This is a genomic window from Flavobacterium urumqiense, assembly GCF_900108015.1.
Taxonomy (GTDB): Bacteria; Bacteroidota; Bacteroidia; order Flavobacteriales; family Flavobacteriaceae; genus Flavobacterium; species Flavobacterium urumqiense.
Genome location: NZ_FNVP01000017.1, coordinates 1 through 21566, shown reverse-complemented (window position 1 = coordinate 21566; position 21566 = coordinate 1). Strand labels below are relative to the sequence as shown.

Sequence of the window (21566 nt, the reverse complement as noted above, 5' to 3'; positions counted from 1 at the left end):
TTTAAATGCTTTCAAAAGACACTTTACAATTCTTGGAAGATTTAAAAGCTAATAACAATCGGGATTGGTTTTTGGAGAATAAAAAACGGTACGAAGCTTTCAAAAAAGATTTGCATCAACTCATTGCTGGTTTACTTGATGCAATGAAACCATTGGACTCATCACTGGAAATGCTGGAAGTAAAAAATTGTACTTTCAGAATCAACCGGGATATTCGATTTTCCAAAGACAAGTCGCCTTACAAATCACACGTGGGAATTTGGATTTCTTCGGGTGCAAAAGGAATGAATCGTTCAGGATATTATATTCAAATAGAAAAAGGAGCCAGCTTTATTGCCGGAGGACTATATTGTCCTGAAGCGGCGGATTTAAAAAAAATGCGCAAAGAAATTGCTTATTTCCATGATGATTTAGAAGCAATCCTTAATGCGAAAGAGTTCAAAAAAGAGTTTACCGATTTTGATCGAAATGAAAAAAACACACTTAAAAACCCACCAAGAGGTTACGAAAAAGACCATCCTGCTATTGAATTATTAAAACTAAAAAGCTTTGAGTCTACTCAGAGAATTGATATTTCAGCAGTAACAAAAAAAGATTTTGTTACTACTGTGAGTAAAAAATTAATCGCATTAAAACCGTTGAATGATTTTATCAATCGCGCGCTAACTTCTGAAGACTAATTTATTTTGGCAAAAAAAAAGAAAATACTTTTCCTCGGAGAATCCTACAGAGCTGATGCCATCACATGGATGAATGGTTTGAAGGAATTTGGTGATTTCGAAATTATTACATGGGAATTAAAAACACCCAGTAATTGCCTTCACAAACGCATTTTAAGGATTTTTGAATTTAAATTTGCCATTTTTAAAATAAGAAAAATAATCAAATTGCAAAAACCTGACATGGTTATTGCCGAGAGAACCACCAGTTATGGATTTCTTGCTGCCTTGTCCGGATTGAAACCCGTTGCAATTGCGCAACAAGGTAAAACGGATTTATGGCCTCAAAAATCTATTTTATTACCGTTAAAAAAAATCATTCAGCATTATGCTTTTCAAAAAGCAGATTTGATACATGCGTGGGGTCCCGTAATGACTATTTCCATGAGAGAGGCTCGTGTCGATATGAATAAAGTTTTGATATTACCAAAAGGAATTGATTTAGTGCAATTTGCAGATAAAAACAATGCTGATCCTGAAAAAATTTGCGCTATTGTAACCCGCTCCTTGTTGCCGGAATACCGTCATGATACTATTTTAAAATCTTTTGCTATTTTAAACCAAAAGGAAATCGATTTCGCACTTACAATTATAGGAGACGGCACACAACTTTTAAAATTAAAAGAATTAGCGAAAAAATTAAAAATTGAAAGTAAGGTCATCTTTACCGGAAGAATTCCAAATACAGCATTACCAAAACTATTACAGCAATCAAACTTTTATATTAGTATGCCAACAACAGAAGGAGTTTCAGCTTCTTTATTTGAAGCAATGGCCTGCAATTGCTATCCAGTTGTCACTGACATAATAGGAAATCGAAGTTGGATTGAGCACAGAGAAAACGGTCAATTAATTGCCGTTGATGATTTTGAAATGCTCGCAGAAGAATTAATATGGTCCTTTGAGAATGGTGAACATAGGAAAAATGCCGTTTTGAAAAACAGAAAATTTGTAGAAGAAAATGCCAATTACAATACAAATATGAAGATTATTGCTGATAAATACCACCAATTAATTAACACAAACAGCCCCAATTAACTATGTGTGGAATTAATGGAATCTTGCATTTACAATCACAAAAAAAGGTTGATGAACGTATTCTAACAAAAATGCGTGATTCGCTAGAGCATCGTGGACCTGATGATCAAGGATTATTCATTGAAAATAATATTGGTTTTGGCCACAGGAGACTATCAATTCTTGATGTTTCCATAGCCGGGCACCAGCCTTTTTTTTCAGATGATGGTAGATATGTTCTTGTTTATAATGGAGAAATTTACAATTTCAAGGAATTTTATCCCGAATTAAAAAGCAACGGATTTGATATCAAAACAAATTCTGATACTGAAGTTTTATTGAAATTATTTCAATTGCATGGTTTAAAAATGCTCAATCGGCTTAACGGTATGTTTGCTTTTGCTATTTGGGATAAAACGGAAAAAAAACTTATCGTTGTTCGGGACCGCATGGGCGTCAAACCTCTATATTATTCCTTTTACAACGAGACTTTCTATTTTGCTTCTGAACAAAAAGCACTTTTCACAGCCGGTGTACCACTCAAAATGGCGCAAGACGGACTGGAAGAATACATATTTAACCGCTTTGTCGCTGGGGAAAATACTTTATACGAAAACGTCAAAAAAGTACTGCCAGGTAATATAATGACTGTTCATGAAGGAGGAAAAGTTACAACCGAAAAATGGTGGAATCTAAAAAAGGAGATTCAAAACCAACCCGAAATAAAAAATCCAGTGGAATGGTTTCGCGAAACATTTGATGATTCGATAAAATTACGAATGGTAAGTGATGTCCCTGTTGGCGTTTTATTAAGCGGCGGACTGGATTCTTCTTCCGTTTTGGCTTCCTTACATCATCAGAATTATAAAGACATACAAACTTTTAATATTGGTTTCAAAGAGAAAGAACATAACGAAGCACATTTAGCCAAAATGATGTCCGAGAAATTTGATTATGGTTTTCATACAATGCAATTAGAGAATAAAAACCTTTACGATAAACTAATAAGCGCTACTTATTTTCAGGACGAACCTATCATGCATTTGAGCGAACCACACCTACTGGCAGTTTCACAAATGGCAAAACCAACGGTAAAAGTGTTACTTTCAGGTGAAGGAGCGGATGAATTAATGGGCGGCTATGTACGATACAAGGCCTTACAATATCCATCATTATTGAATTCCATTGCAACAATTAGCAATTTAGACCTATTCACAAATAAGCCTCGTTATGAAAAGTTAGCGCGTTATGCACAAATAAATAAAAAATCAGAATTGATAATTTTCAATGGCTCAAATATTTATCCTAAAGATATTGCGGAAAATTATGGAATTGAAACGCTTCCAAAAAATGAATACAGAAAACAAATTTATAAAGAAGCAAAATCATTATATCCGGATAATTTACGAAGGCAGGCGCTTTATTTTGACCAACATACCTATTTATGTTCACTGTTAGACCGAAATGATCGCTGTACTATGGGTGCTTCAATTGAATGTCGAGAACCGTTTTTGGACCCAAGATTAGTCATTGGTTTGGGTTCATTGGAAGACAAATGGTTATTTGCAGGAAAAAAATGGAAATTCATTCTGAAATCAGCTATGGCAGAACGTTTGCCAAGTGAAATTCTAAAATTCAGAAAAGTTGGATTAAGCGCTCCTTGGGGCGATTATATCACAAAAAGCCCCGCCTTTAAAGAAGAATTAGAATCTTTTTCGAAAAGTGATCTGTTTCAAAATCCATACTTTGAAAATATAAACATTAAAAAGCTCGTTCAGAATTTACAAAAAGGGGATTCTACTATGACTCCTTATATTATGCCTCTTTTTATGATGCATATCTGGATGAAATCATACGTAAATAAATTTTAATCCTAACTTTTGAATTTAGGGTTCAAAAAAGCAATCTCATTTATGGAAATACAAAATAATATCTCTTTAAAAAAATACAATACATTTGGCATTGAAGCCAAAGCAAAACAATTTGCAAAGGTTCACTCTACTGACGAATTAAAAATTATTTTAGAAGAAAATAAAGCACAGAAAAAATTTATTTTAGGAGGCGGAAGCAACATGCTTTTGACCAAGGATATTGATGCATTAGTCATTCATATCGACTTGAAAGGGAAAAAAATCATTCAAGAAAATGATGATTTTGTTTGGGTCGAAAGTCAAGCTGGTGAAAACTGGCATGAATTTGTTCTTTGGACAATTGAGCAAAATTTTGGCGGTATGGAAAACATGTCGCTAATTCCGGGAAATGTTGGTGCGACTCCTGTTCAAAACATAGGTGCTTATGGTACCGAAATTAAAGATACTTTTGTTTCCTGCGAAGCAATGACTATTGAAAATCAAGAAATGAAAACCTTCATAAAAGAAGATTGTAATTTTGGTTACCGAGAAAGCATTTTCAAAAACGAAGCGAAAAATCAATATGTTATTACCTCAGTTGTTTTCAAATTGACAAAACGCAATCATAAAATCAATATTTCCTACGGAGACATTATGGCTGAATTAGCAAAGAACAATTCCGAAGCCTCAAGACTAAATCCTAGTTTAAAAGAGGTGAGTAATGCAGTTATTGCGATTCGTCAAAGCAAATTACCTGATCCAAAAGAACTAGGAAATAGCGGAAGTTTCTTTAAAAATCCTATTCTCTTAAAATCTGATTTCGAAAAAATTCATCAGCAATTTCCCGAAATGAAATATTTCGATATTTCTGATACCGAAGTAAAAGTTCCTGCAGGATGGCTCATTGAACAAGCCGGTTTCAAAGGAAAACGTTTTGGTGATGCTGGAATACATAAAAATCAAGCTTTGGTTTTAGTCAATTACGGCAATGCAACGGGACAAGAAATTTTGAATGTTTCGAAGAATATTCAGGAGACTGTTTTTAAGACTTTTGGAATCCATATTGAGGCCGAAGTGAATGTCATTTAATAAAAATAGATTGTTATACTCCTTAGATTATTAGCTAGCAAACTGATGTAATTCATATCTAGTAATTTATGATTAATTCTAACATTAAAAAACCTAAATTTTCAAATATGTACATTCCAGATATCTACAAAAACGAAAATCAAGAATCCATTACCGCTTTTCTAAGAGAAAATAGCTTTGGTATTCTAATCAATCAAACCAATGGAAAATTGTGGGCAACTCATATTCCGTTAGAACTGGGTATCAATAAAGAAGGAAAAACAATTTTAGAAGGACATATTTCTAAAGAAAACCCACAATGGAAAGGTTTCGCGGAGAATGACCAAATATTAGCCGTTTTTTCAGGACCACATTCTTACATCTCTCCGTCTTGGTATGATCACGAAAATGTACCAACATGGAATTATATTGCAGTTCATGTTTACGGAAAAATAAAAATTATCGAAGGGGATGCAGTTATCGAATCATTGAAAAAACTAGTCGATAAATACGAACAAAATTCACAGAATCCTGTCCGAATAGAAGATTTATCTGAGAAAACCATGATGCAAAGTCGAGGAATTGTAGCTTTTGAAATAGAAATCGAAGAAATTCAGGCACAACAAAAAATGTCTCAAAACCGTGACGATAAAAACTATCAAAACATCATTTCTGAGTTGGAAAAAACTAATAAAAATCAGTCCATTGCTGTCGCAAATGAAATGAAGAAATGTCCACGATAAATTCTTTTAAAATTCACCGTTTATGATTAACAATTCATAATTTCTATTCATACCTTTGCATTCTCCCGAAATTGTGGGATTAGAAACTCATTAAACTCCGATGCTTATAATCATTCTTTACTTTTTTATTTTTATTGTTGCCGTTCAGATTTTATTTTATTTAGGTTTTTTCGGGAAATTTGCTTTCGCAAAAGTTCAGAAGATAACGCCCAAAAAAATTCCGATATCGGTTATTATTTGTGCCAAAAACGAAGAAGAAAACGTAATAAATTTTATTCCGTTACTCGCTGAACAAAACTATCCAGATTTTGAAATTGTCTTAATTGACGATGCATCAAATGATAATACCTTAGCTATATTTGAAGGTTTTGAAAAACAATATCCAAATATACGTTTGGTAAAAGTGCAAAATAATGAAGCTTTTTGGGGCAACAAAAAATACGCATTAACGTTAGGAATAAAGGCTGCAAAAAAAGAATATCTATTATTTACCGATGCTGATTGCTATCCTACATCAAAAGAATGGATTACCGCAATGAGTTCTCAATTTACAATGCAAAAAACAATTGTTTTGGGCTATGGTAAATATGAGAAAATCGCTAATTCATTTCTGAATAAAATAATTCGTTTTGAAACTTTACTTACAGCCATTCAATATTTTTCCTGGGCAAAAATGGGTCATCCGTATATGGGCGTAGGTAGGAATCTAGCGTATAAAAAAGAAGAGTTTTTTAATGTAAATGGTTTCATAGAACACATGAAAGTTCGTTCCGGTGATGATGATTTATTTGTCAATCAAGCTGCAAACGCAAGAAACACTACCATTGCATTTATGCCTGAAAGTTTCACTTATTCTAAGCCAAAAACAACTTACAAAGACTGGATCATACAAAAAAGAAGACATATTGCTACGGCAAACTATTACAAAAAGTTCGATAAATTTCAGTTAGGAATATTCTATTGCTCGCAGTTGCTTTTTATACTACTGGCCATCGTATTACTAGCTTTTCAGTTTCAGTGGATGATAGTATTAGGCTTATTTTGCCTGCGATATATTACAGCCTGGATCGTTATTGGGTTTTCGGCAGGGAAATTAAAAGAAAAAGATGTGGTATATTGGTATCCAATAATCGAATTAGTACTTATATTCACACAAATTAATATCTTTATAACAAATACATTCTCAAAACCGGTACATTGGAAATAAACAAACAAATAGAAAAAGCGAAACAAGGTGACCAAGTTGCCTTCACTTTTCTATTGAATTATTACTGGAACGAAGTGTATGGTTTCATGCTAAAACGCACGGAAAACGAAACCAATGCTGAGGATATCACTATTGAAACTTTTTCGAAAGCCTTTGACAAAATAGCAACTTATAATTCGGAATTTCAGTTTAATACTTGGCTTATTGCTATTGCAAAAAATGTCCACATCGATTTACTTCGAAAAAAGAAATCAAGTCTTTTTGTCGAAATTACAGATGAAGAAGACCAACAAGCCTATAATATTGCTGACACTACTCCATCGGCCGAAGATGAATTGATTACGGAACAGAATCTTTCTCAGTTACTTCGGTTCATCAAAGAGCTTAAACCGCATTATCAAGAAGTAATTCAACTTCGTTATTTTCAGGAAATGACTTATCAGGAAATTGCCAATAAAATTGGTGAACCCTTGAGTAATATAAAAATAAAACTCCTCCGCGCCAAGAAACTATTGGCAGAAATCATTCAGAATAAAAGATAGTATTTCTGTTTTTGCGGTTAATTAGATCGCTATTTAAAAATAAACTAAAAAACTTCTCTATTTACATACTACAATTCCTGTTATTTACGTTGTTAATTAAAACAACATACGCGTATGATTTAACTGATACTTAACCATTAAATCCATAAACCATGTCAAAATTAAGTATTTACGAAACCAGCTGGATTGATCTTGTTTTTCAATATAAAAATAAAGAATACGGAGCGTATCAATTGCGCAAAGAAAGCACTAAAACTTCTTTGTTCGCTTTCTTTATGGGAATTTTGCTTTTAACATCCGTGTTGAGCATTCCTATAATTCTAAATTATTTTAATCCTGAAAATAGGATAACACTACCCGATCTCACAAATACCATAGTCAACGTAACTGACGTTATACCCAATCAACTTCAGGAGACAGAAAAACCAATTTTTCCCGAAGTTAAAACAAAGAATACCGAAGCACCTATTCAAAGTGACCAACTTGTGAATCCTGAAATTGTACAAGCACAACAAGCGAACCAAGACAAAGCCACGAACACGGATAATGCTACGGTTACAAATACAACTACTGAAGAAACACCTGCCATTGGAGTAAATCCGACTTCCTCCAACGGGCAAGGAACAACAACTGACAATCCTGTTGACCCAAGAAATACTATTGTAGCTAGTGTTGCGCTAGATAAACTTCCTGAATTCCCGGGAGGAATAAATAAGTTTTATACTTATGTTGGAAATAATTTTGAAAAACGAGAAATTGATGGTGGTAACACTATTCGTGTTGATGTTTCCTTTGTAATTGAAAAAGACGGCAGCATGACTGATATCCAAGTAAAAAGGGATCCTGGTTATGGATTAGGCAAAGAAGCTATAAGAGTATTGAAATCATTGAAAACAAAATGGTCACCGGGAATGATTGGTTCAAAACCAGTACGAACTGCCTATAATCTACCCATTACAGTCCAAATGGATTAATTACAAAATAAGAAAAGCAGCGTCGAAAGATTCTGCTTTTCTGTTGAAAATTAGTTTCTGAAATATACGTTTGTAAAAAATGACTGCCGCATTTTACACTGTTGAAACGACAAAAAAGTACTACTTTAGCCTTTATTTGCCCCGAAGCCTTGGGAGCATCCCGCGCTGTAATTGTGAGGGACAAACAATTAGAGTAAATAGAACGGAAAGCAGGACAACTATTTCTTAAAAAAACCGAATATTCTGCTCCAAAATCTTCTATTTTCCTTCCTTTAAATAAACAAATAAACGAATCTACAAATAAACTACATTCCTTATCTTTGTGCTTTGAAAATTGATATATGGAAACTGTTTTAGAAAATACTTTACCGATTGGAAAACCGAAATGGTTGAAGGTAAAACTTCCAATTGGCCAAAAATACACAGAACTGCGTGGCTTAGTTGATAAATATAGTCTTAATACGATTTGTACCTCAGGAAGTTGTCCCAATATGGGGGAATGCTGGGGAGAAGGAACTGCTACATTTATGATTTTGGGAAATATTTGTACCCGCTCTTGTGGTTTTTGCGGTGTAAAAACCGGAAGACCAGAAACCGTAGATTGGGATGAGCCTGAAAAAGTGGCGCGCTCCATAAAAATCATGAACATTAAACACGCCGTTATTACCAGCGTAGACAGAGATGATTTGAAAGATGGGGGATCTATTATTTGGATCGAAACTGTTAAAGCTATCCGCAGAATGAATCCTAATACCACTCTGGAAACTTTGATTCCTGATTTTCAAGGTATCGAAAGAAATATTGATAGAATCGTGGAGGCCAATCCCGAAGTAGTTTCGCATAATGTAGAAACTGTTCGTAGATTGACTCGTGAAGTACGTATTCAGGCCAAATATGATAGAAGTTTGGAAGTTTTGAGATACTTAAAAGAAAAAGGTATTAACAGAACTAAATCTGGAATTATGCTTGGACTTGGAGAAAAAGCAGAGGAAGTTTTTCAAACAATGAGAGATTTGCGCGATGCAAATGTAGATATTGTTACTATAGGTCAATACTTGCAACCTAGTAAAAAACATCTGCCTGTAAAAGAGTTCATAACACCAGATCAATTTGCGATATATGAAAAATATGGTTTGGAATTGGGTTTCCGTCATGTAGAAAGCGGTCCGTTAGTTCGTTCTTCTTACAAAGCGCAGAAACACATTCTATAAAATTTGGTTTAAAGTTTAAGGTTTAAAGTTTTTTAACCTTGAACTTCAAACTTCAAACAGTAAACTAAAATTTGAAAACAAGAATTGCCATAAATGGTTTTGGAAGAATAGGAAGAAATTTATTTCGGCTTCTTTTAAACCATCCCGATATTGAAGTGATTGCCATAAATGATATTGCCGATACAAAAACAATGGCCCATTTAGTGAAATACGACAGTATTCACGGAGTGTTGCCCTATAACGTAATTGAGGATGAAAATGGTTTTTCTATCGATGGAAACCATTTTTTGTTTTTTCATGAAAAAAGTATTTCAAAACTGGATTGGAAAAGTCTAAATATAGATTGTGTAATTGAATCAACTGGAAAATTTAAGACTTTTGAAGAACTAAATGCCCATATTTTGGCTGGTGCCAAAAAAGTAATTCTTTCCGCACCTTCTGAGGTTGACACTATAAAAACTGTCGTTTTGGGTGTGAACGAAAACATTCTTGACGGTACCGAAACTATAGTTTCTAATGCGAGTTGCACAACAAACAATGCCGCACCAATGATGAAAGTTATTGATGAACTTTGTGGAATCGAACAAGCCTATATTACAACCATTCATTCTTATACGACCGACCAAAGTTTACATGACCAGCCCCATAAAGACTTACGCAGGGCCCGAGGTGCAAGTCAATCAATAGTTCCTACAACTACAGGTGCAGCTAAGGCATTGACAAAAATTTTTCCTGATTTACAAGGGAAAATTGGTGGATGTGGAATTAGAGTACCCGTTCCTGATGGTTCTCTAACCGATATTACATTTAATGTAAAACGAGCAGTCACCATAAATGAAATAAATGCTGCTTTCAAGATTGCAGCACAAACTAATTTAAAAGGAGTTCTCGATTACACGGAAGATCCAATCGTTTCTGTAGATGTAATTGGTAATAAAAATTCATGTATATTTGATGCTCTATTGACTTCTGTTATTGACAAAATGGTAAAAGTTGTTGGATGGTACGACAATGAAATAGGATATTCATCTCGAATAATTGATTTGATACTTTTGATGGAGCGTAAAAATAAAACATAAAACAATTCAGCTATAAATGAAGTACTTCTTTGTTTTTATCTTTTTTTGTAATTCGTTTCTGTATTCTCAAACCAATGAGAAAACAGATAGTATCCAGTATTATCTTAATTTGTCTAACTTAAACATCAAAGAGGATAGTTACAAAAAAGCTTTATTTTATACACAAAAAGCTATAAATTATTCGAAAGTAACACGCAATATCGAAGCTCAGGCGGATCAAACATTTAGATTAGGCAAAATATATTTTGATTTAAAAAAATATAATGATGCTATAAAAACCTTTCATAACAGCATTGAATTTTATAAAAAATTAGAACCAAGTTCCAATTACGCTTATTGTATTTATTATCTGGGCTTAAGTTATATTGAAAAAAAAGATTTTAATGATGCCGAAATTTCTTTCAATAATACAAAATCAATACTTACCGAACTAAGAAGATCAGACTCTGAGGAAATAAGCAATTTACTTAACCTGCAACAAGGCATAATAAGGAAGTCTGAAGGAAATTATGATTTAGCTTCAGCAATTTTCAAAACAATAATAGCCAAACAGGATAACGAAACATTATTGAATTCAAGAGCGGAAGCCCTATACCAGATTGGCACTATTGAAGAGACGAAAGACAGAAATAATTTAGCTTTAAATTATCTCAATAAAGCATTAGAACTGAGCATTAAAAATAAAAACACAGAGCAACAATCTAATGTTTTGCTCGCATTAAGTTCTGTGCACTATAAAATGTTAGATAAAAACAATGCGTACTCCTACTTGAAACAACATCTAAATCTAAAAGAGAGTATTTCCATTTTAAATAACAAAAGACTCGAAATAGATGATTACGATAAATTTAAAGAATCCGAACGATTAAAAGAAATTACACAAATCGATTCAAAAAATAAACAGCAGGAAAAGGCTAACAAATTCTCTAAACTCATCAGTATACTTGCAATTTCTTTAATTTCGATTTTATCTTTATTGAGTTTGTCTTTATATAAAAATAATATCATCAGAACTCAATCCAATCTGATGTTAAAAGAAAAAAATAAAGAATTAGAAATCGCCAAAGACAAAGCGGAGAAAGCCTCTAATGCAAGATCCGAATTTTTATCGACGGTAAGCCATGAACTTCGCACACCTTTGAATGCCATAAATGGTATTACTCATTTATTATTGGAAGAAAAACCAAAAAAATCACAAATGAATTACTTGTCATCATTAAAATTTTCAGGGGACTATCTGACAAAGTTTATAAATGAAATTCTGGAAATAAATAAAATTGACTCTAATAAATTTGAAATAGAATACATCAATTTCAATGTTAAACAATTATTAGAAAATATACAAAACTCTTTAAAAGAATTAGCCTTAATAAATAACAACAAATTTATTCTTAAAATTGATTCGGATATTCCTGATTTTTTGATTGGCGACCCTACAAAATTGTCACAGGTAATGATGAATTTGATTAATAATGCTTTAAAATTTACCAAAAATGGTATCGTCAGTGTCAGTACAAAACTAAAATTGCTGGAGAGCGAAAATGCTACTATATATTTTGAAGTGACTGATACCGGGATTGGAATTCCTGAAGACAAATTAAAAAGTGTTTTTGATAGTTTTTCTCAAGGTTCAATAGAGGTAAATCGTAAATATGGAGGGACTGGATTAGGATTGACAATCGTTAAAAAAATAATTAAAACTCTTGGTGGTCGTATCACTCTAAAGAGTGTTGTGGGAAAAGGATCCTCTTTTTCATTTGAACTAAAGTTTAATATCGGTTCCGATTTATTAAAAGTGGAAGAAAGAATTAAAACCTACGATGATTCTGTTTTAATGAATAAAAAAATTCTTTTAGTGGAAGATAATAAAATCAACCAAATGGTTTCTGCAAAAATGCTGGAAAACAAAGGGATTATTTGTGATATAATTGATAATGGCGAAGAAGCTATAGAAACAGCCAGAAACAATAAATTTGACTTAATCCTGATGGATGTTCATTTACCGGGTATAAACGGTACGGTAGCAACGGAACAAATTAGAAAATTTGATCAAAAAACGCCAATTATTGCTCTTACAGCCATATCGTTAGATGAAAATCGTGAAATCCTGTTATCCTTTGGAATGAATGATGTTATCACAAAGCCATTCATTCCCGAAGAATTTTATAGTACAATTGCGAATTATGTTTAATGGTATCTAATATTTCAAAATCAATTCTTTGATTAGACTTCGTACCATTGGTTCTGCTTTTTTTGCTGCTTCCAATACTTCATCATGCGAAATAGTATCGATACTTTCTTCATTTCCCATATCTGTAATAACAGAGATTCCGAAAGTTTCAAGATCCATGTGACGCGCCACGATTACTTCGGGAACGGTTGACATTCCTACACAATCTGCTCCAAGAATTTTTACCATTCGATATTCCGCTAAAGTTTCAAAAGTTGGTCCTTGTAGTCCATAATAAATACCGTCAAAAACTTCAATGTTTAAATCCAATGCTATTTCTTTGGCCTTAGCAATCATCTTTCTCGAATAAGGTTCGCTCATATTTACAAAACGAGGTCCAAAACGTTCATCGTTTTTTCCACGTAACGGATGCTCGGGAGTCATATTGATATGATCTTTAATAATGACGATTGACCCCACTTTAAAATTTGGATTTACTCCACCGGAAGCATTGGAAACAATTAATTTTTCAACACCTAAAAACTTCATCACCCGCACCGGAAAAGTTACTTCCTTCATAGAATATCCCTCATAAAAATGAAATCGTCCTTGCATAGCAACCACTTTCTTTTCTCCAATTGTTCCAAAAACTAATGCTCCTTTATGACCTTGAACTGTCGATACCGGAAAATTTGGAATTTCATTATAAGGCAGGGTATATTCTACCTTCATTTCATCCGTAAAACTTCCTAATCCTGATCCTAAAATCACTCCGTATTCTGGGCTTAAATTAATAATTTCTTTGATATAACTAACGGTTTCTTGTACTTGTTCCCACATAATTTAAAATGTTTTTATCAAAATCATCACTTCCAGAAAGAAACGAACTTTGTATGGGTAAATAGAAAAGTTGTTCGCTTGGCAACCTTCCTTTTAATCGTACATAATCTTTTTCGGTAGTGATAATAATGTTATTTTGAGCTAAATTTTTAATTTCTAAAACGTCTTTTTTGGTAAAATTATGATGGTCCGGAAAAGACAAACAGACATCATTGTTGTCTTGCAAATGGGCAAAAAATGGCTCGGGCTTTGCGATTCCTGCCATCAGTAATTTAGCACCAGCTTGAATTTCATTTACATTTATCTTTCGGTTTTCTCCATAAATAAAATTGTCATACGCTGTAAAAGTAAAGTATAATTCTTGATTTGCTGAAACCTTTAATCTATTTCTAATTTCATTCTGTTGGTCAATAGAAAGATTAAAAGGACATTTCGTCACAATAATCATGTCAGCTCTTTTTGCTCCACTTTTGCTTTCGCGTAAATTTCCGGTTGGCAACATAAAATCATCCGAATACAAATCCCCATAGGAAGTAAGCAAGATATAGAAACCCGCTTTTACTTTTCTGTGTTGAAATGCATCATCTAACAAAATAACTTCCGGCTTTTCTGGAAGAGAAAGCAATTGTTCTATTCCGTTCTGTCGATTTGCATCAACTGCAACCTTGATAGCTGCAAATTTTTTATAAAACTGAAAAGGTTCATCGCCAAGAATTGCCGCATTTGAACTGGCTTCCGCCAAAATAAAACCTTTCGATTGTCTTTTATAACCTCTACTTAATGTGGCAACTTTATATTTATTAGCAAGCAACCGAATTAAATATTCTATTTGGGGAGTTTTCCCTGTTCCGCCAACACTAAGATTTCCTACAGCAATAACAGGCAAATCAAATGAGTATGATTTCAAAATACCTTTATCGAAAAGAAAGTTCCGAATAGTCGTTATGATACCATATAATATGGCAAACGGGAATAGTATTTTTCGAAGTAAATTCATTTTACGAAAGTAGAATAAATTATCTTTGATTTAAAATTTTGTTTCTTTTGTTTAATGTTGATCAACATTAAACATTAGGCTAAAACTAAAAAATCATGAAAATAAAAGAAATTCTTTCCGCGCTGGAAGAAATGGCACCCCTCGCCTACGCCGAAGATTTTGACAATGTAGGATTGTTAGTTGGTGATCAGGAATCAGAAGCAACTGGAGTTTTAGTTTGTCATGATGCTTTAGAAAATATAATTGACGAAGCAATCGCTAAAAAATGCAATTTGGTGGTTTGTTTTCATCCCATTTTATTTTCTGGATTGAAAAAAATAACGGGTAAAAATTATGTGGAACGAGTAGTAATCAAAGCCATAAAAAATGACGTAGCAATATATGCTGTTCACACTGCTTTGGACAATCATCAAGAAGGTGTAAATAAAATTTTCTGTGACGCGCTGGGTCTGATAAACACCAAAATCCTTATTCCGAAGCAAAATTTTATTCGGAAATTAGTAACGTATACTATTCCGGAGAATGCAGAAGAAGTGCGAAATGCATTATTTGACGCTGGTGCCGGAAGGATTGGCAATTATGAAAATTGCAGTTTTAATTCGAAAGGAATTGGAACTTATATGGGAAATGAACACAGTAATCCACAAGTTGGTGAACGTTTTGAGTTTGTTCAAGGAGACGAAATCAAAATTGAAGTCACTTTCGAAAAGCATTTAGAAAATAAAATTCTAAAAGCATTGTTCAAAAGTCATGCTTATGAAGAAATAGCCTATGAAATTTATGAATTGCAAAACAAACATCAGAATATTGGTTTGGGAATGATTGGTGAATTGAAAAATCCCATGAAAGAAAAAGAATTTCTGCTTTTTGCAAAAGAGAAAATGCAAGCTGATGGCATTCGACATTCCAACTTTATAGGGAAAAAAGTAAAAAAAATAGCTGTGCTTGGTGGAGCTGGAAGTTTTGCCATAAAAAATGCAATTCAAGCTGGAGCTGATGTGTTTTTAACGGCCGATTTAAAGTATCATCAGTTTTATGAAGCAGAAAATCAGCTTTTATTGGCCGATATCGGACATTTTGAAAGCGAACGTTATACAAAAAATTATATTGTTGAGTATCTTCGGAAAAAAATCCTTAATTTTGCAGTTATTTTATCAGAAGAAAATTCAAATCCAGTTAAGTACTTATAGAATATGGCGAATACGAAAGAATTAAGTGTTGAGGACAAGTTAAGAGCAATTTACGATTTACAACTAATTGACTCTAGAATTGACGAAATCAGAAACGTAAGAGGAGAACTTCCTCTAGAAGTAGAAGATTTAGAAGATGAAGTTGCAGGTTTAAGCACGCGTTCAGAAAAATTGAAAAATGAACTTGAAACTATCGAAGATCTTATCAAGGTAAAAAAGAATGCGATTGATGAGCACAAAGAGGCTATCAAGAAATACACAAAACAACAAGAAAGCGTTCGTAACAACAGAGAATTTAATTCGTTGACTAAAGAGATTGAATTTCAAGAATTAGAAATTCAATTGTCGGAAAAACAAATTAAAGAAATGAAAGCTTCTATTGAACATAAGAAAGAAGTGATTTCTCAATCAAAAGAAAGATTAGAAACTAAATCTAATCACTTGAAACATAAGAAATCAGAATTGGACGCTATTATGTCCGAGACTGCTAAAGAAGAAGCTTTTTTAACAGAAAAATCAGCAGAATACCAAGCATTAATCGAAGAAAGATTATTGAAAGCTTACAATAGAATCAGAACAAGTGTACGTAATGGTTTAGCCGTTGTTTCTATTGAAAGAGGCGCATCTGCTGGATCATTCTTTACTATTCCACCGCAAACACAAGTAGAAATTGCTTCAAGAAAGAAAATCATCACTGATGAGCATTCCGGAAGAATATTAGTCGATAGTTCATTGGCTGACGAAGAAAAAGAAAAAATGGAAAAATTATTTTCTAAATTCTAATTACAGTTAAGTCCCGATTCATATCGGGACTTTTTTTTATGAAAAAATCACTTTATTACCTGTTCACCAAATCTGTCGGATTATATATAAATTTATTAAGCTTCGTATTTCCTGACAAAGCGACCCAACTTGCCTATTCTCTTTTTAGCGAGCCTCGGGAAGGCAGACTAACGATAGCTAAGCTTCCTAAAATTCTACAGGAAACAAAAACTGAAACTTTTCAGCATAACGGACATAACATTCAAACGTATACATGGAAAGGAAATAGTACGGTTATACTACTCGTACACGGATGGGAAAGTAATGCCGCACGCTGGAAAAAAATGTTACCCTATTTAAAAAAAACTGGTAGTACCATCATAGCAATTGATGCTCCTGCTCATGGCCTATCAAGTGGAAAGGAATTTAATATCCCCCAATATGCAAAGTCTATTGACTATGTAGTCCAAAAATTCAAACCACGATACCTCATTGGTCATTCTTTAGGAGGTAAAACGTGTTTGTATTACCAATCCGTTTATCAAAATAACAGCATTGAGAAAATAGTGATTTTAGGATCTCCAAGTGATTTCAAAATTATTCTTAATAATTACATTGCAATGTTGAGTTTAAATTCTAAAATTTCCCAAGGACTCGAAGCACATTACCTAAAACATTTTAAGTTACAACTGGAAAAATTCTCTGCTAAGCAATTTGCCTCTGAAATAAAGACAAAAGGGTTGATAGCTCATGATACAAATGATAAAATTGTTTTATTTGAAGAGGGGAAAAAAATAGCCGCCACATGGAAAGATTCAATTTTCATCGAAACGAACGGCCTAGGTCATAGCATGCATGACGAACAATTGTATAAAAAAGTAATTCATTTTTTATTTGAAACAGAATAGTAATTTTATTCTTCATTTTCTGAAGTAACTGGTAACCTCTATACTGCATCAATTCCTTAAAAGTTACCTTTTACTATTTTAACTTTTATCAAATCAAGAATTCAACTTTAATGTGACAGAATCATAATATTTCTTCCCAGTCAAAATAACAAAGATTAGACTAAACTCCTGTAAGTATTTCCAAATTCATTACTTTTGCAGTATGGAAGAAAATCTAAAACGCCTCAACAAATTCATAGGAGAAACTGGGTATTGCTCCCGTCGCGAAGCCGATAAAATCATTGAAGAAGGTCGTGTAACCATCAATGGAGTCGTTCCGGAGTTAGGTACTAAAGTTTCCCCAGATGATGAAGTGCGTATTGACGGTAAACTAATCCGTGAGAAAAATGAGAAACCCGTTTATCTTGCTTTTTACAAACCAGTAGGAATTGAATGCACCACAAACTTAGATGTTCGCAACAACATTGTAGATTACATCAATTATAACAAACGTATTTTTCCTATCGGAAGATTGGATAAAGCGAGTGAGGGATTGATCTTCATGACTAACGATGGTGACATCGTTAATAAAATATTACGCGCCAGAAACAATCACGAAAAAGAATATACGGTTACGGTAAATAAACCTATTACAGATCGTTTCATCGAAAGAATGGGAAATGGAATTCCAATTTTGGACACCATTACCCGAAAATGTAAAGTGGAACAAATTAGTAAATTCACTTTTAAAATTATTTTGACACAAGGTTTAAATCGTCAAATTCGTAGAATGACAGAATATTTAGGGTATGATGTTACGGCTTTAAAACGCATCCGAATTATCAATATTTCACTGGATATCCCTGTTGGAAGATACCGTGATCTGACTGATGCCGAAATCAAAGAATTGAACGAATTGATTGAGCCTTCCAGCAAAACAGAAGAAGCAAGTTTACCGAAAGCGGAACCTGCTAAAAGAAAAACGGAATTCATCAAAAGAGATGATCCGAGATTTAAAGGGCGAGGAGATTATTAATTTTTAATAAAATCTATTTGGCTTTAGCAGAATTTGTATCTGATTCGAAATTATAGCCATCATGATAACCTCTTTTAATAGAACCAACTGTAGAATCCCAGTCGTAGATAGTTTCTATGATAAAAAGGGTAAGAAAACCTAAGAAAAATATTTTTATATCTCTGTTTGAAATTTTCATTTTTATAATTTTTATTTTAAAAAGATAAATTTACAAAAAAAATAGTACAAACATGGTCTAATGTAAAAAATAAAAGTAGGAATTTAGCCCTACTGAATTTTTCTCCGTCGCGCTTTAACAATTTGGTTATCTGTTAAAATTGCTTCATAGATTTGTTGCTTCAATGATGCAACATCAATTTCACTAACAGAATTGAAAATTTGTTTTGAAGCAAATCTTGTGGTTTCAAAAGTTTCGTCTAAAAATGAAGCGCCTTTGCAGAAACCAATCGCCACTCCTTTTTCAACTTTCCCCCAAGGAATGGAAGCCGGCCAAATATAACAAATTCGGGAGTGGCGATAATAAAAAGGAACATTGTAAGCCAATTTCTCTTTACAATCGGGCATACATTCCAAAATAATTTTACGCAGAAAAAGAACGATTTCCAGTTCTTCTTCACTCAGATACTCTAGAAACTCCTCCGTCGTTTTAAATTCTAATTTTTGTATATTTCCCATAAGGATAAAAAAAGCCTATTAGGATGAATAGGCAAAGTATTTTTTATTATTCAAATTTTAAAATTTTCATTTCCCTTGCCAAAAGTGTGTTTTTAAGTAACATGGCAATCGTCATAGGTCCAACTCCACCCGGAACTGGAGTAATAAACGATGATTTTTTACTTACTTGTTCAAAATCAACATCACCGGTGATTACATATCCTTTTTCATTGGTTTCATCAGGAACACGAGTAATACCAACATCAATAACAACAACTCCTTCTTTCACCATATTCGCTTTTAGGTAATTAGGAACGCCAAGAGCCGTAATGATGATATCCGCCTGAATGGTTATTTCTTCAATATTTTTAGTGTAACTGTGTGTTAGAGTTACCGTTGAATTTCCAGGAAATCCTTTTCTTCCCATCAAAATACTCATTGGTCTTCCCACTATATGACTACGACCAATTACTACAGTATGTTTTCCTTTAGTTTCTACTCCGTATCTTTCTAGTAATTCTAAAATTCCAAAAGGAGTTGCCGGAATAAAAGTACTCATGTCTAACGCCATTTTTCCAAAATTCTCCGGATGAAAGCCATCAACATCTTTACTTGGATCAACGGCCATTAATACTTTTTGTTCATCAATCTGTTCTGGAAGCGGTAACTGAACAATGAATCCATCAATATTATCATCCTCGTTCAATTCTTTTATTTTTTTAAGCAGTTCCGTTTCAGATGTAGTGCTTGGCATTTTCACTAAAGTGGACTCAAAACCTACTCGTTCACATGCTTTCACCTTACTTCCAACGTACGTTAAGCTCGCTCCGTCGTTACCTACAATAACTGCTGCTAAATGAGGTACTTTCTCCCCATTGTTTTTCATTTTTTGTACTTCTAAAGCGATTTCACTTTTAATATCTTCCGCAGTTTTTTTTCCGTCTAGTAATTGCATTTTAAGTTTAGTTTAAAGTTTAAAAGTTTAATGTTTTCATTGGAATCGAAAAATAAAACTTCATCACTGAATAGTTGTGTAATTGTATTTCAAAAAGGAAAGGTTTAAAATTTCAAGAACTTGAACTTTTAAACCTTTCCCAAATAATTATCGCATTCCTGGCATACCACCCGGCATTCCACCCATCATTTTCATGAGGTTTTTTCCTCCTGGTCCTTGCATCATTTTCATCATTTTGCTCATTTGCTCAAATTGTTTCATCAATTGATTAACTTGCTCTATTTTGGTTCCGGAACCTTTTGATATCCTGGCTTTTCTTTTGACATCAATTATAGCGGGTTTGCTTCTCTCCGCCGGAGTCATTGAGTGAATGATCGCTTCAATATACTTGAAAGCATCATCTTCAATTTCAACATCTTTCATAGCTTTTGAAGCACCTGGTATCATTCCTACCAAATCCTTCATATTACCCATTTTCTTTACTTGTTGAATTTGAGATAAGAAATCATCAAAACCAAATTCATTTTTAGCAATTTTCTTTTGGATTTTTCTTGCTTCTTCTTCATCAAATTGCTCTTGCGCTCTCTCTACCAAAGACACAACATCCCCCATTCCAAGGATACGTTCTGCCATACGAATAGGATAAAACACATCAATAGCATCCATTTTTTCACCAGTACCAACAAATTTTATAGGTTTGTTCACTACCGATTTAATTGATATAGCAGCACCACCACGAGTATCACCATCTAATTTGGTTAAAATAACCCCATCAAAATTTAATATATCGTTGAAAGCTTTAGCAGTATTTACCGCATCTTGACCTGTCATCGCATCAACTACAAATAAAGTTTCTTGTGGCTCAATCGCTATATGAACTTTAGCAATCTCATCCATCATTTCTTTATCTACAGCCAGACGACCAGCTGTATCCACAATCACTATATTAAAGCCATTTGCTTTAGCGTGTTTGATGGCATTTTGAGCAATTTCTACAGGGTTTTTATTTTCTGGTTCTGAGTAAACCTCAACACCTATTGAATCTCCAACAACATATAATTGCTGAATTGCCGCTGGACGATATATATCACAAGCCACCAAAAGTGGTTTTTTATTCTTTTTGGTTTGAAGATAATTCGCTAGTTTCCCGGAAAATGTTGTTTTTCCAGATCCTTGTAAACCCGCCATTAAAATTACGGTTGGATTTCCAGAAAGGTTTATTCCCGCAACATCGCCACCCATCAATTCCGTAAGTTCGTCTTTCACCAACTTAACCAGCAATTGTCCTGGTTGAAGTGTAGTCAATACGTCTTGTCCAATGGCTTTTTCTTTTACTTTAGTGGTAAAATCTTTGGCAATTTTAAAGTTGACATCGGCATCAAGTAAAGCTCTGCGAACTTCTTTCAAAGTTTCGGCTACGTTTACTTCGGTGATTTTTCCGTGACCTTTTAGTATATGGAAGGCTTTGTCTAATTTATCGCTTAAATTATCGAACATAATTTTTTTTCTCTTTAATTAAGGTGCAAATTTAAGCATTTGATTTTGAAGTTTAAATAGTATTATAAATAAAAAGAGGCTGTCTTTTTAAGGAGAGCACTGAAAAACACCCCTTATTTTGATCAGAGTCGTTTTTTAGACAATAAAAAAACGTTTGTAACAGGATTT

General features: G+C 33.4%; 21 protein-coding genes. 15 read left to right on the top strand and 6 right to left on the bottom strand.

Annotated elements, in window-relative coordinates:
- Nucleotides 1-5: 5 nt before the first annotated feature.
- From C4S35_RS14695 to C4S35_RS14645, 11 genes are all read left to right on the top strand, one after another.
- On the top strand, nucleotides 6-680 hold the full coding sequence (locus C4S35_RS14695) for a DUF2461 domain-containing protein (protein WP_104000905.1): 675 nt from the start codon (nucleotides 6-8) through the stop codon (nucleotides 678-680).
- A 69-nt stretch (nucleotides 681-749) separates the two neighbouring features.
- Nucleotides 750-1757 (top strand): glycosyltransferase family 4 protein, encoded by a 1008-nt coding sequence (locus C4S35_RS14690; RefSeq protein ID WP_104000928.1) that lies wholly within the window; start codon nucleotides 750-752, stop codon nucleotides 1755-1757.
- A gap of 2 nt (nucleotides 1758-1759) precedes the next feature.
- Nucleotides 1760-3607 carry an asparagine synthase (glutamine-hydrolyzing) gene (asnB, locus tag C4S35_RS14685; protein ID WP_104000904.1) on the top strand — a complete coding sequence of 616 codons (1848 nt, stop codon included), beginning with the start codon at nucleotides 1760-1762 and terminating at the stop codon, nucleotides 3605-3607.
- Nucleotides 3608-3640: 33 nt separating this feature from the next.
- Complete coding sequence (gene murB, locus C4S35_RS14680) at nucleotides 3641-4675, top strand: UDP-N-acetylmuramate dehydrogenase (RefSeq protein WP_341865134.1); 1035 nt, start codon at nucleotides 3641-3643, stop codon at nucleotides 4673-4675.
- 107 nt (nucleotides 4676-4782) lie between these two features.
- Nucleotides 4783-5397 (top strand): FMN-binding negative transcriptional regulator, encoded by a 615-nt coding sequence (locus C4S35_RS14675; RefSeq protein WP_104000927.1) that lies wholly within the window; start codon nucleotides 4783-4785, stop codon nucleotides 5395-5397.
- Nucleotides 5398-5497: 100 nt separating this feature from the next.
- A complete protein-coding gene (locus C4S35_RS14670) occupies nucleotides 5498-6604 on the top strand; it encodes a glycosyltransferase (protein WP_104000902.1) in 1107 nt (368 codons plus the stop codon).
- The gene (locus C4S35_RS14665) at nucleotides 6595-7146 is read left to right on the top strand and encodes an RNA polymerase sigma factor (RefSeq protein ID WP_104000901.1); all 552 of its coding nucleotides are present in this window, start codon (nucleotides 6595-6597) and stop codon (nucleotides 7144-7146) included. The genes C4S35_RS14670 and C4S35_RS14665 overlap by 10 nt, the downstream gene beginning before the upstream one ends.
- Nucleotides 7147-7298: 152 nt before the next feature.
- Complete coding sequence (locus C4S35_RS14660; RefSeq protein WP_104000900.1) at nucleotides 7299-8120, top strand: energy transducer TonB; 822 nt, start codon at nucleotides 7299-7301, stop codon at nucleotides 8118-8120.
- Nucleotides 8121-8461: 341 nt separating this feature from the next.
- On the top strand, nucleotides 8462-9331 hold the full coding sequence (gene lipA, locus C4S35_RS14655) for a lipoyl synthase (protein ID WP_104000899.1): 870 nt from the start codon (nucleotides 8462-8464) through the stop codon (nucleotides 9329-9331).
- 71 nt (nucleotides 9332-9402) lie between these two features.
- Nucleotides 9403-10410 carry a type I glyceraldehyde-3-phosphate dehydrogenase gene (gene gap / locus C4S35_RS14650; RefSeq protein WP_104000898.1) on the top strand — a complete coding sequence of 336 codons (1008 nt, stop codon included), beginning with the start codon at nucleotides 9403-9405 and terminating at the stop codon, nucleotides 10408-10410.
- A gap of 16 nt (nucleotides 10411-10426) precedes the next feature.
- Nucleotides 10427-12601, top strand: coding sequence for a tetratricopeptide repeat-containing hybrid sensor histidine kinase/response regulator (locus tag C4S35_RS14645; protein ID WP_104000897.1), 2175 nt, complete (start codon nucleotides 10427-10429; stop codon nucleotides 12599-12601).
- 6 nt (nucleotides 12602-12607) lie between these two features.
- Here the strand turns inward: C4S35_RS14645 and C4S35_RS14640 are convergent, their stop codons facing one another.
- Together C4S35_RS14640 and lpxK are read right to left on the bottom strand one after the other, a co-directional pair.
- On the bottom strand, nucleotides 12608-13420 hold the full coding sequence (locus C4S35_RS14640) for a purine-nucleoside phosphorylase (RefSeq protein ID WP_104000896.1): 813 nt from the start codon (nucleotides 13418-13420) through the stop codon (nucleotides 12608-12610).
- A complete protein-coding gene (lpxK, locus tag C4S35_RS14635) occupies nucleotides 13392-14417 on the bottom strand; it encodes a tetraacyldisaccharide 4'-kinase (RefSeq protein WP_104000895.1) in 1026 nt (341 codons plus the stop codon). Before lpxK ends, C4S35_RS14640 begins: the two co-directional genes overlap by 29 nt.
- Nucleotides 14418-14512: 95 nt before the next feature.
- Between lpxK and C4S35_RS14630 the strand changes: the two genes are divergently transcribed.
- The 4 genes from C4S35_RS14630 to rluF all read left to right on the top strand — a co-directional run bounded on the left by C4S35_RS14630 (nucleotide 14513) and on the right by rluF (nucleotide 18292).
- The gene (locus C4S35_RS14630) at nucleotides 14513-15607 is read left to right on the top strand and encodes a Nif3-like dinuclear metal center hexameric protein (RefSeq protein WP_104000894.1); all 1095 of its coding nucleotides are present in this window, start codon (nucleotides 14513-14515) and stop codon (nucleotides 15605-15607) included.
- 3 nt (nucleotides 15608-15610) lie between these two features.
- Nucleotides 15611-16390: a zinc ribbon domain-containing protein gene (locus C4S35_RS14625; protein WP_104000893.1), complete on the top strand. Its 780-nt coding sequence runs from the start codon at nucleotides 15611-15613 to the stop codon at nucleotides 16388-16390.
- A 38-nt stretch (nucleotides 16391-16428) separates the two neighbouring features.
- A complete protein-coding gene (locus tag C4S35_RS14620) occupies nucleotides 16429-17277 on the top strand; it encodes an alpha/beta fold hydrolase (RefSeq protein ID WP_104000892.1) in 849 nt (282 codons plus the stop codon).
- A gap of 202 nt (nucleotides 17278-17479) precedes the next feature.
- The gene (gene rluF / locus C4S35_RS14615) at nucleotides 17480-18292 is read left to right on the top strand and encodes a 23S rRNA pseudouridine(2604) synthase RluF (protein WP_104000891.1); all 813 of its coding nucleotides are present in this window, start codon (nucleotides 17480-17482) and stop codon (nucleotides 18290-18292) included.
- Nucleotides 18293-18305: 13 nt separating this feature from the next.
- Here rluF and C4S35_RS15665 read toward each other — a convergent pair whose 3' ends face one another.
- The 4 genes from C4S35_RS15665 to ffh form a co-directional block, all read right to left on the bottom strand.
- On the bottom strand, nucleotides 18306-18470 hold the full coding sequence (locus C4S35_RS15665; protein ID WP_159916775.1) for a hypothetical protein: 165 nt from the start codon (nucleotides 18468-18470) through the stop codon (nucleotides 18306-18308).
- A gap of 89 nt (nucleotides 18471-18559) precedes the next feature.
- Nucleotides 18560-18967, bottom strand: a complete 408-nt coding sequence (locus C4S35_RS14610; protein WP_104000890.1) for a DUF1801 domain-containing protein — start codon at nucleotides 18965-18967, stop codon at nucleotides 18560-18562.
- A gap of 46 nt (nucleotides 18968-19013) precedes the next feature.
- Entirely contained in the window at nucleotides 19014-19901 is an 888-nt protein-coding gene (locus C4S35_RS14605; protein WP_104000889.1) for a bifunctional 5,10-methylenetetrahydrofolate dehydrogenase/5,10-methenyltetrahydrofolate cyclohydrolase, read from the bottom strand.
- A 147-nt stretch (nucleotides 19902-20048) separates the two neighbouring features.
- Nucleotides 20049-21398: a signal recognition particle protein gene (gene ffh / locus C4S35_RS14600; RefSeq protein ID WP_104000888.1), complete on the bottom strand. Its 1350-nt coding sequence runs from the start codon at nucleotides 21396-21398 to the stop codon at nucleotides 20049-20051.
- Between the last annotated feature and the right edge of the window lie 168 nt (nucleotides 21399-21566).

Excerpts from the sequence above, each read along its gene's own strand:
- C4S35_RS14695 (WP_104000905.1), top strand. The coding sequence starts at position 6 with ATGCTTTCAAAAGACACTTTACAATTCTTGGAAGATTTAAAAGCTAAT.
- C4S35_RS14690 (WP_104000928.1), top strand. The coding sequence starts at position 750 with ATGAATGGTTTGAAGGAATTTGGTGATTTCGAAATTATTACATGGGAA.
- asnB (WP_104000904.1), top strand. The coding sequence starts at position 1,760 with ATGTGTGGAATTAATGGAATCTTGCATTTACAATCACAAAAAAAGGTT.
- C4S35_RS14675 (WP_104000927.1), top strand. The coding sequence starts at position 4,783 with ATGTACATTCCAGATATCTACAAAAACGAAAATCAAGAATCCATTACC.
- C4S35_RS14670 (WP_104000902.1), top strand. The coding sequence starts at position 5,498 with ATGCTTATAATCATTCTTTACTTTTTTATTTTTATTGTTGCCGTTCAG.
- C4S35_RS14660 (WP_104000900.1), top strand. The coding sequence starts at position 7,299 with ATGTCAAAATTAAGTATTTACGAAACCAGCTGGATTGATCTTGTTTTT.
- lipA (WP_104000899.1), top strand. The coding sequence starts at position 8,462 with ATGGAAACTGTTTTAGAAAATACTTTACCGATTGGAAAACCGAAATGG.
- C4S35_RS14645 (WP_104000897.1), top strand. The coding sequence starts at position 10,427 with ATGAAGTACTTCTTTGTTTTTATCTTTTTTTGTAATTCGTTTCTGTAT.
- C4S35_RS14640 (WP_104000896.1), bottom strand. The coding sequence starts at position 13,420 with ATGTGGGAACAAGTACAAGAAACCGTTAGTTATATCAAAGAAATTATT.
- lpxK (WP_104000895.1), bottom strand. The coding sequence starts at position 14,417 with ATGAATTTACTTCGAAAAATACTATTCCCGTTTGCCATATTATATGGT.
- C4S35_RS14630 (WP_104000894.1), top strand. The coding sequence starts at position 14,513 with ATGAAAATAAAAGAAATTCTTTCCGCGCTGGAAGAAATGGCACCCCTC.
- C4S35_RS14625 (WP_104000893.1), top strand. The coding sequence starts at position 15,611 with ATGGCGAATACGAAAGAATTAAGTGTTGAGGACAAGTTAAGAGCAATT.
- C4S35_RS14620 (WP_104000892.1), top strand. The coding sequence starts at position 16,429 with ATGAAAAAATCACTTTATTACCTGTTCACCAAATCTGTCGGATTATAT.
- rluF (WP_104000891.1), top strand. The coding sequence starts at position 17,480 with ATGGAAGAAAATCTAAAACGCCTCAACAAATTCATAGGAGAAACTGGG.
- C4S35_RS15665 (WP_159916775.1), bottom strand. The coding sequence starts at position 18,470 with ATGAAAATTTCAAACAGAGATATAAAAATATTTTTCTTAGGTTTTCTT.
- C4S35_RS14610 (WP_104000890.1), bottom strand. The coding sequence starts at position 18,967 with ATGGGAAATATACAAAAATTAGAATTTAAAACGACGGAGGAGTTTCTA.
- C4S35_RS14605 (WP_104000889.1), bottom strand. The coding sequence starts at position 19,901 with ATGCAATTACTAGACGGAAAAAAAACTGCGGAAGATATTAAAAGTGAA.
- ffh (WP_104000888.1), bottom strand. The coding sequence starts at position 21,398 with ATGTTCGATAATTTAAGCGATAAATTAGACAAAGCCTTCCATATACTA.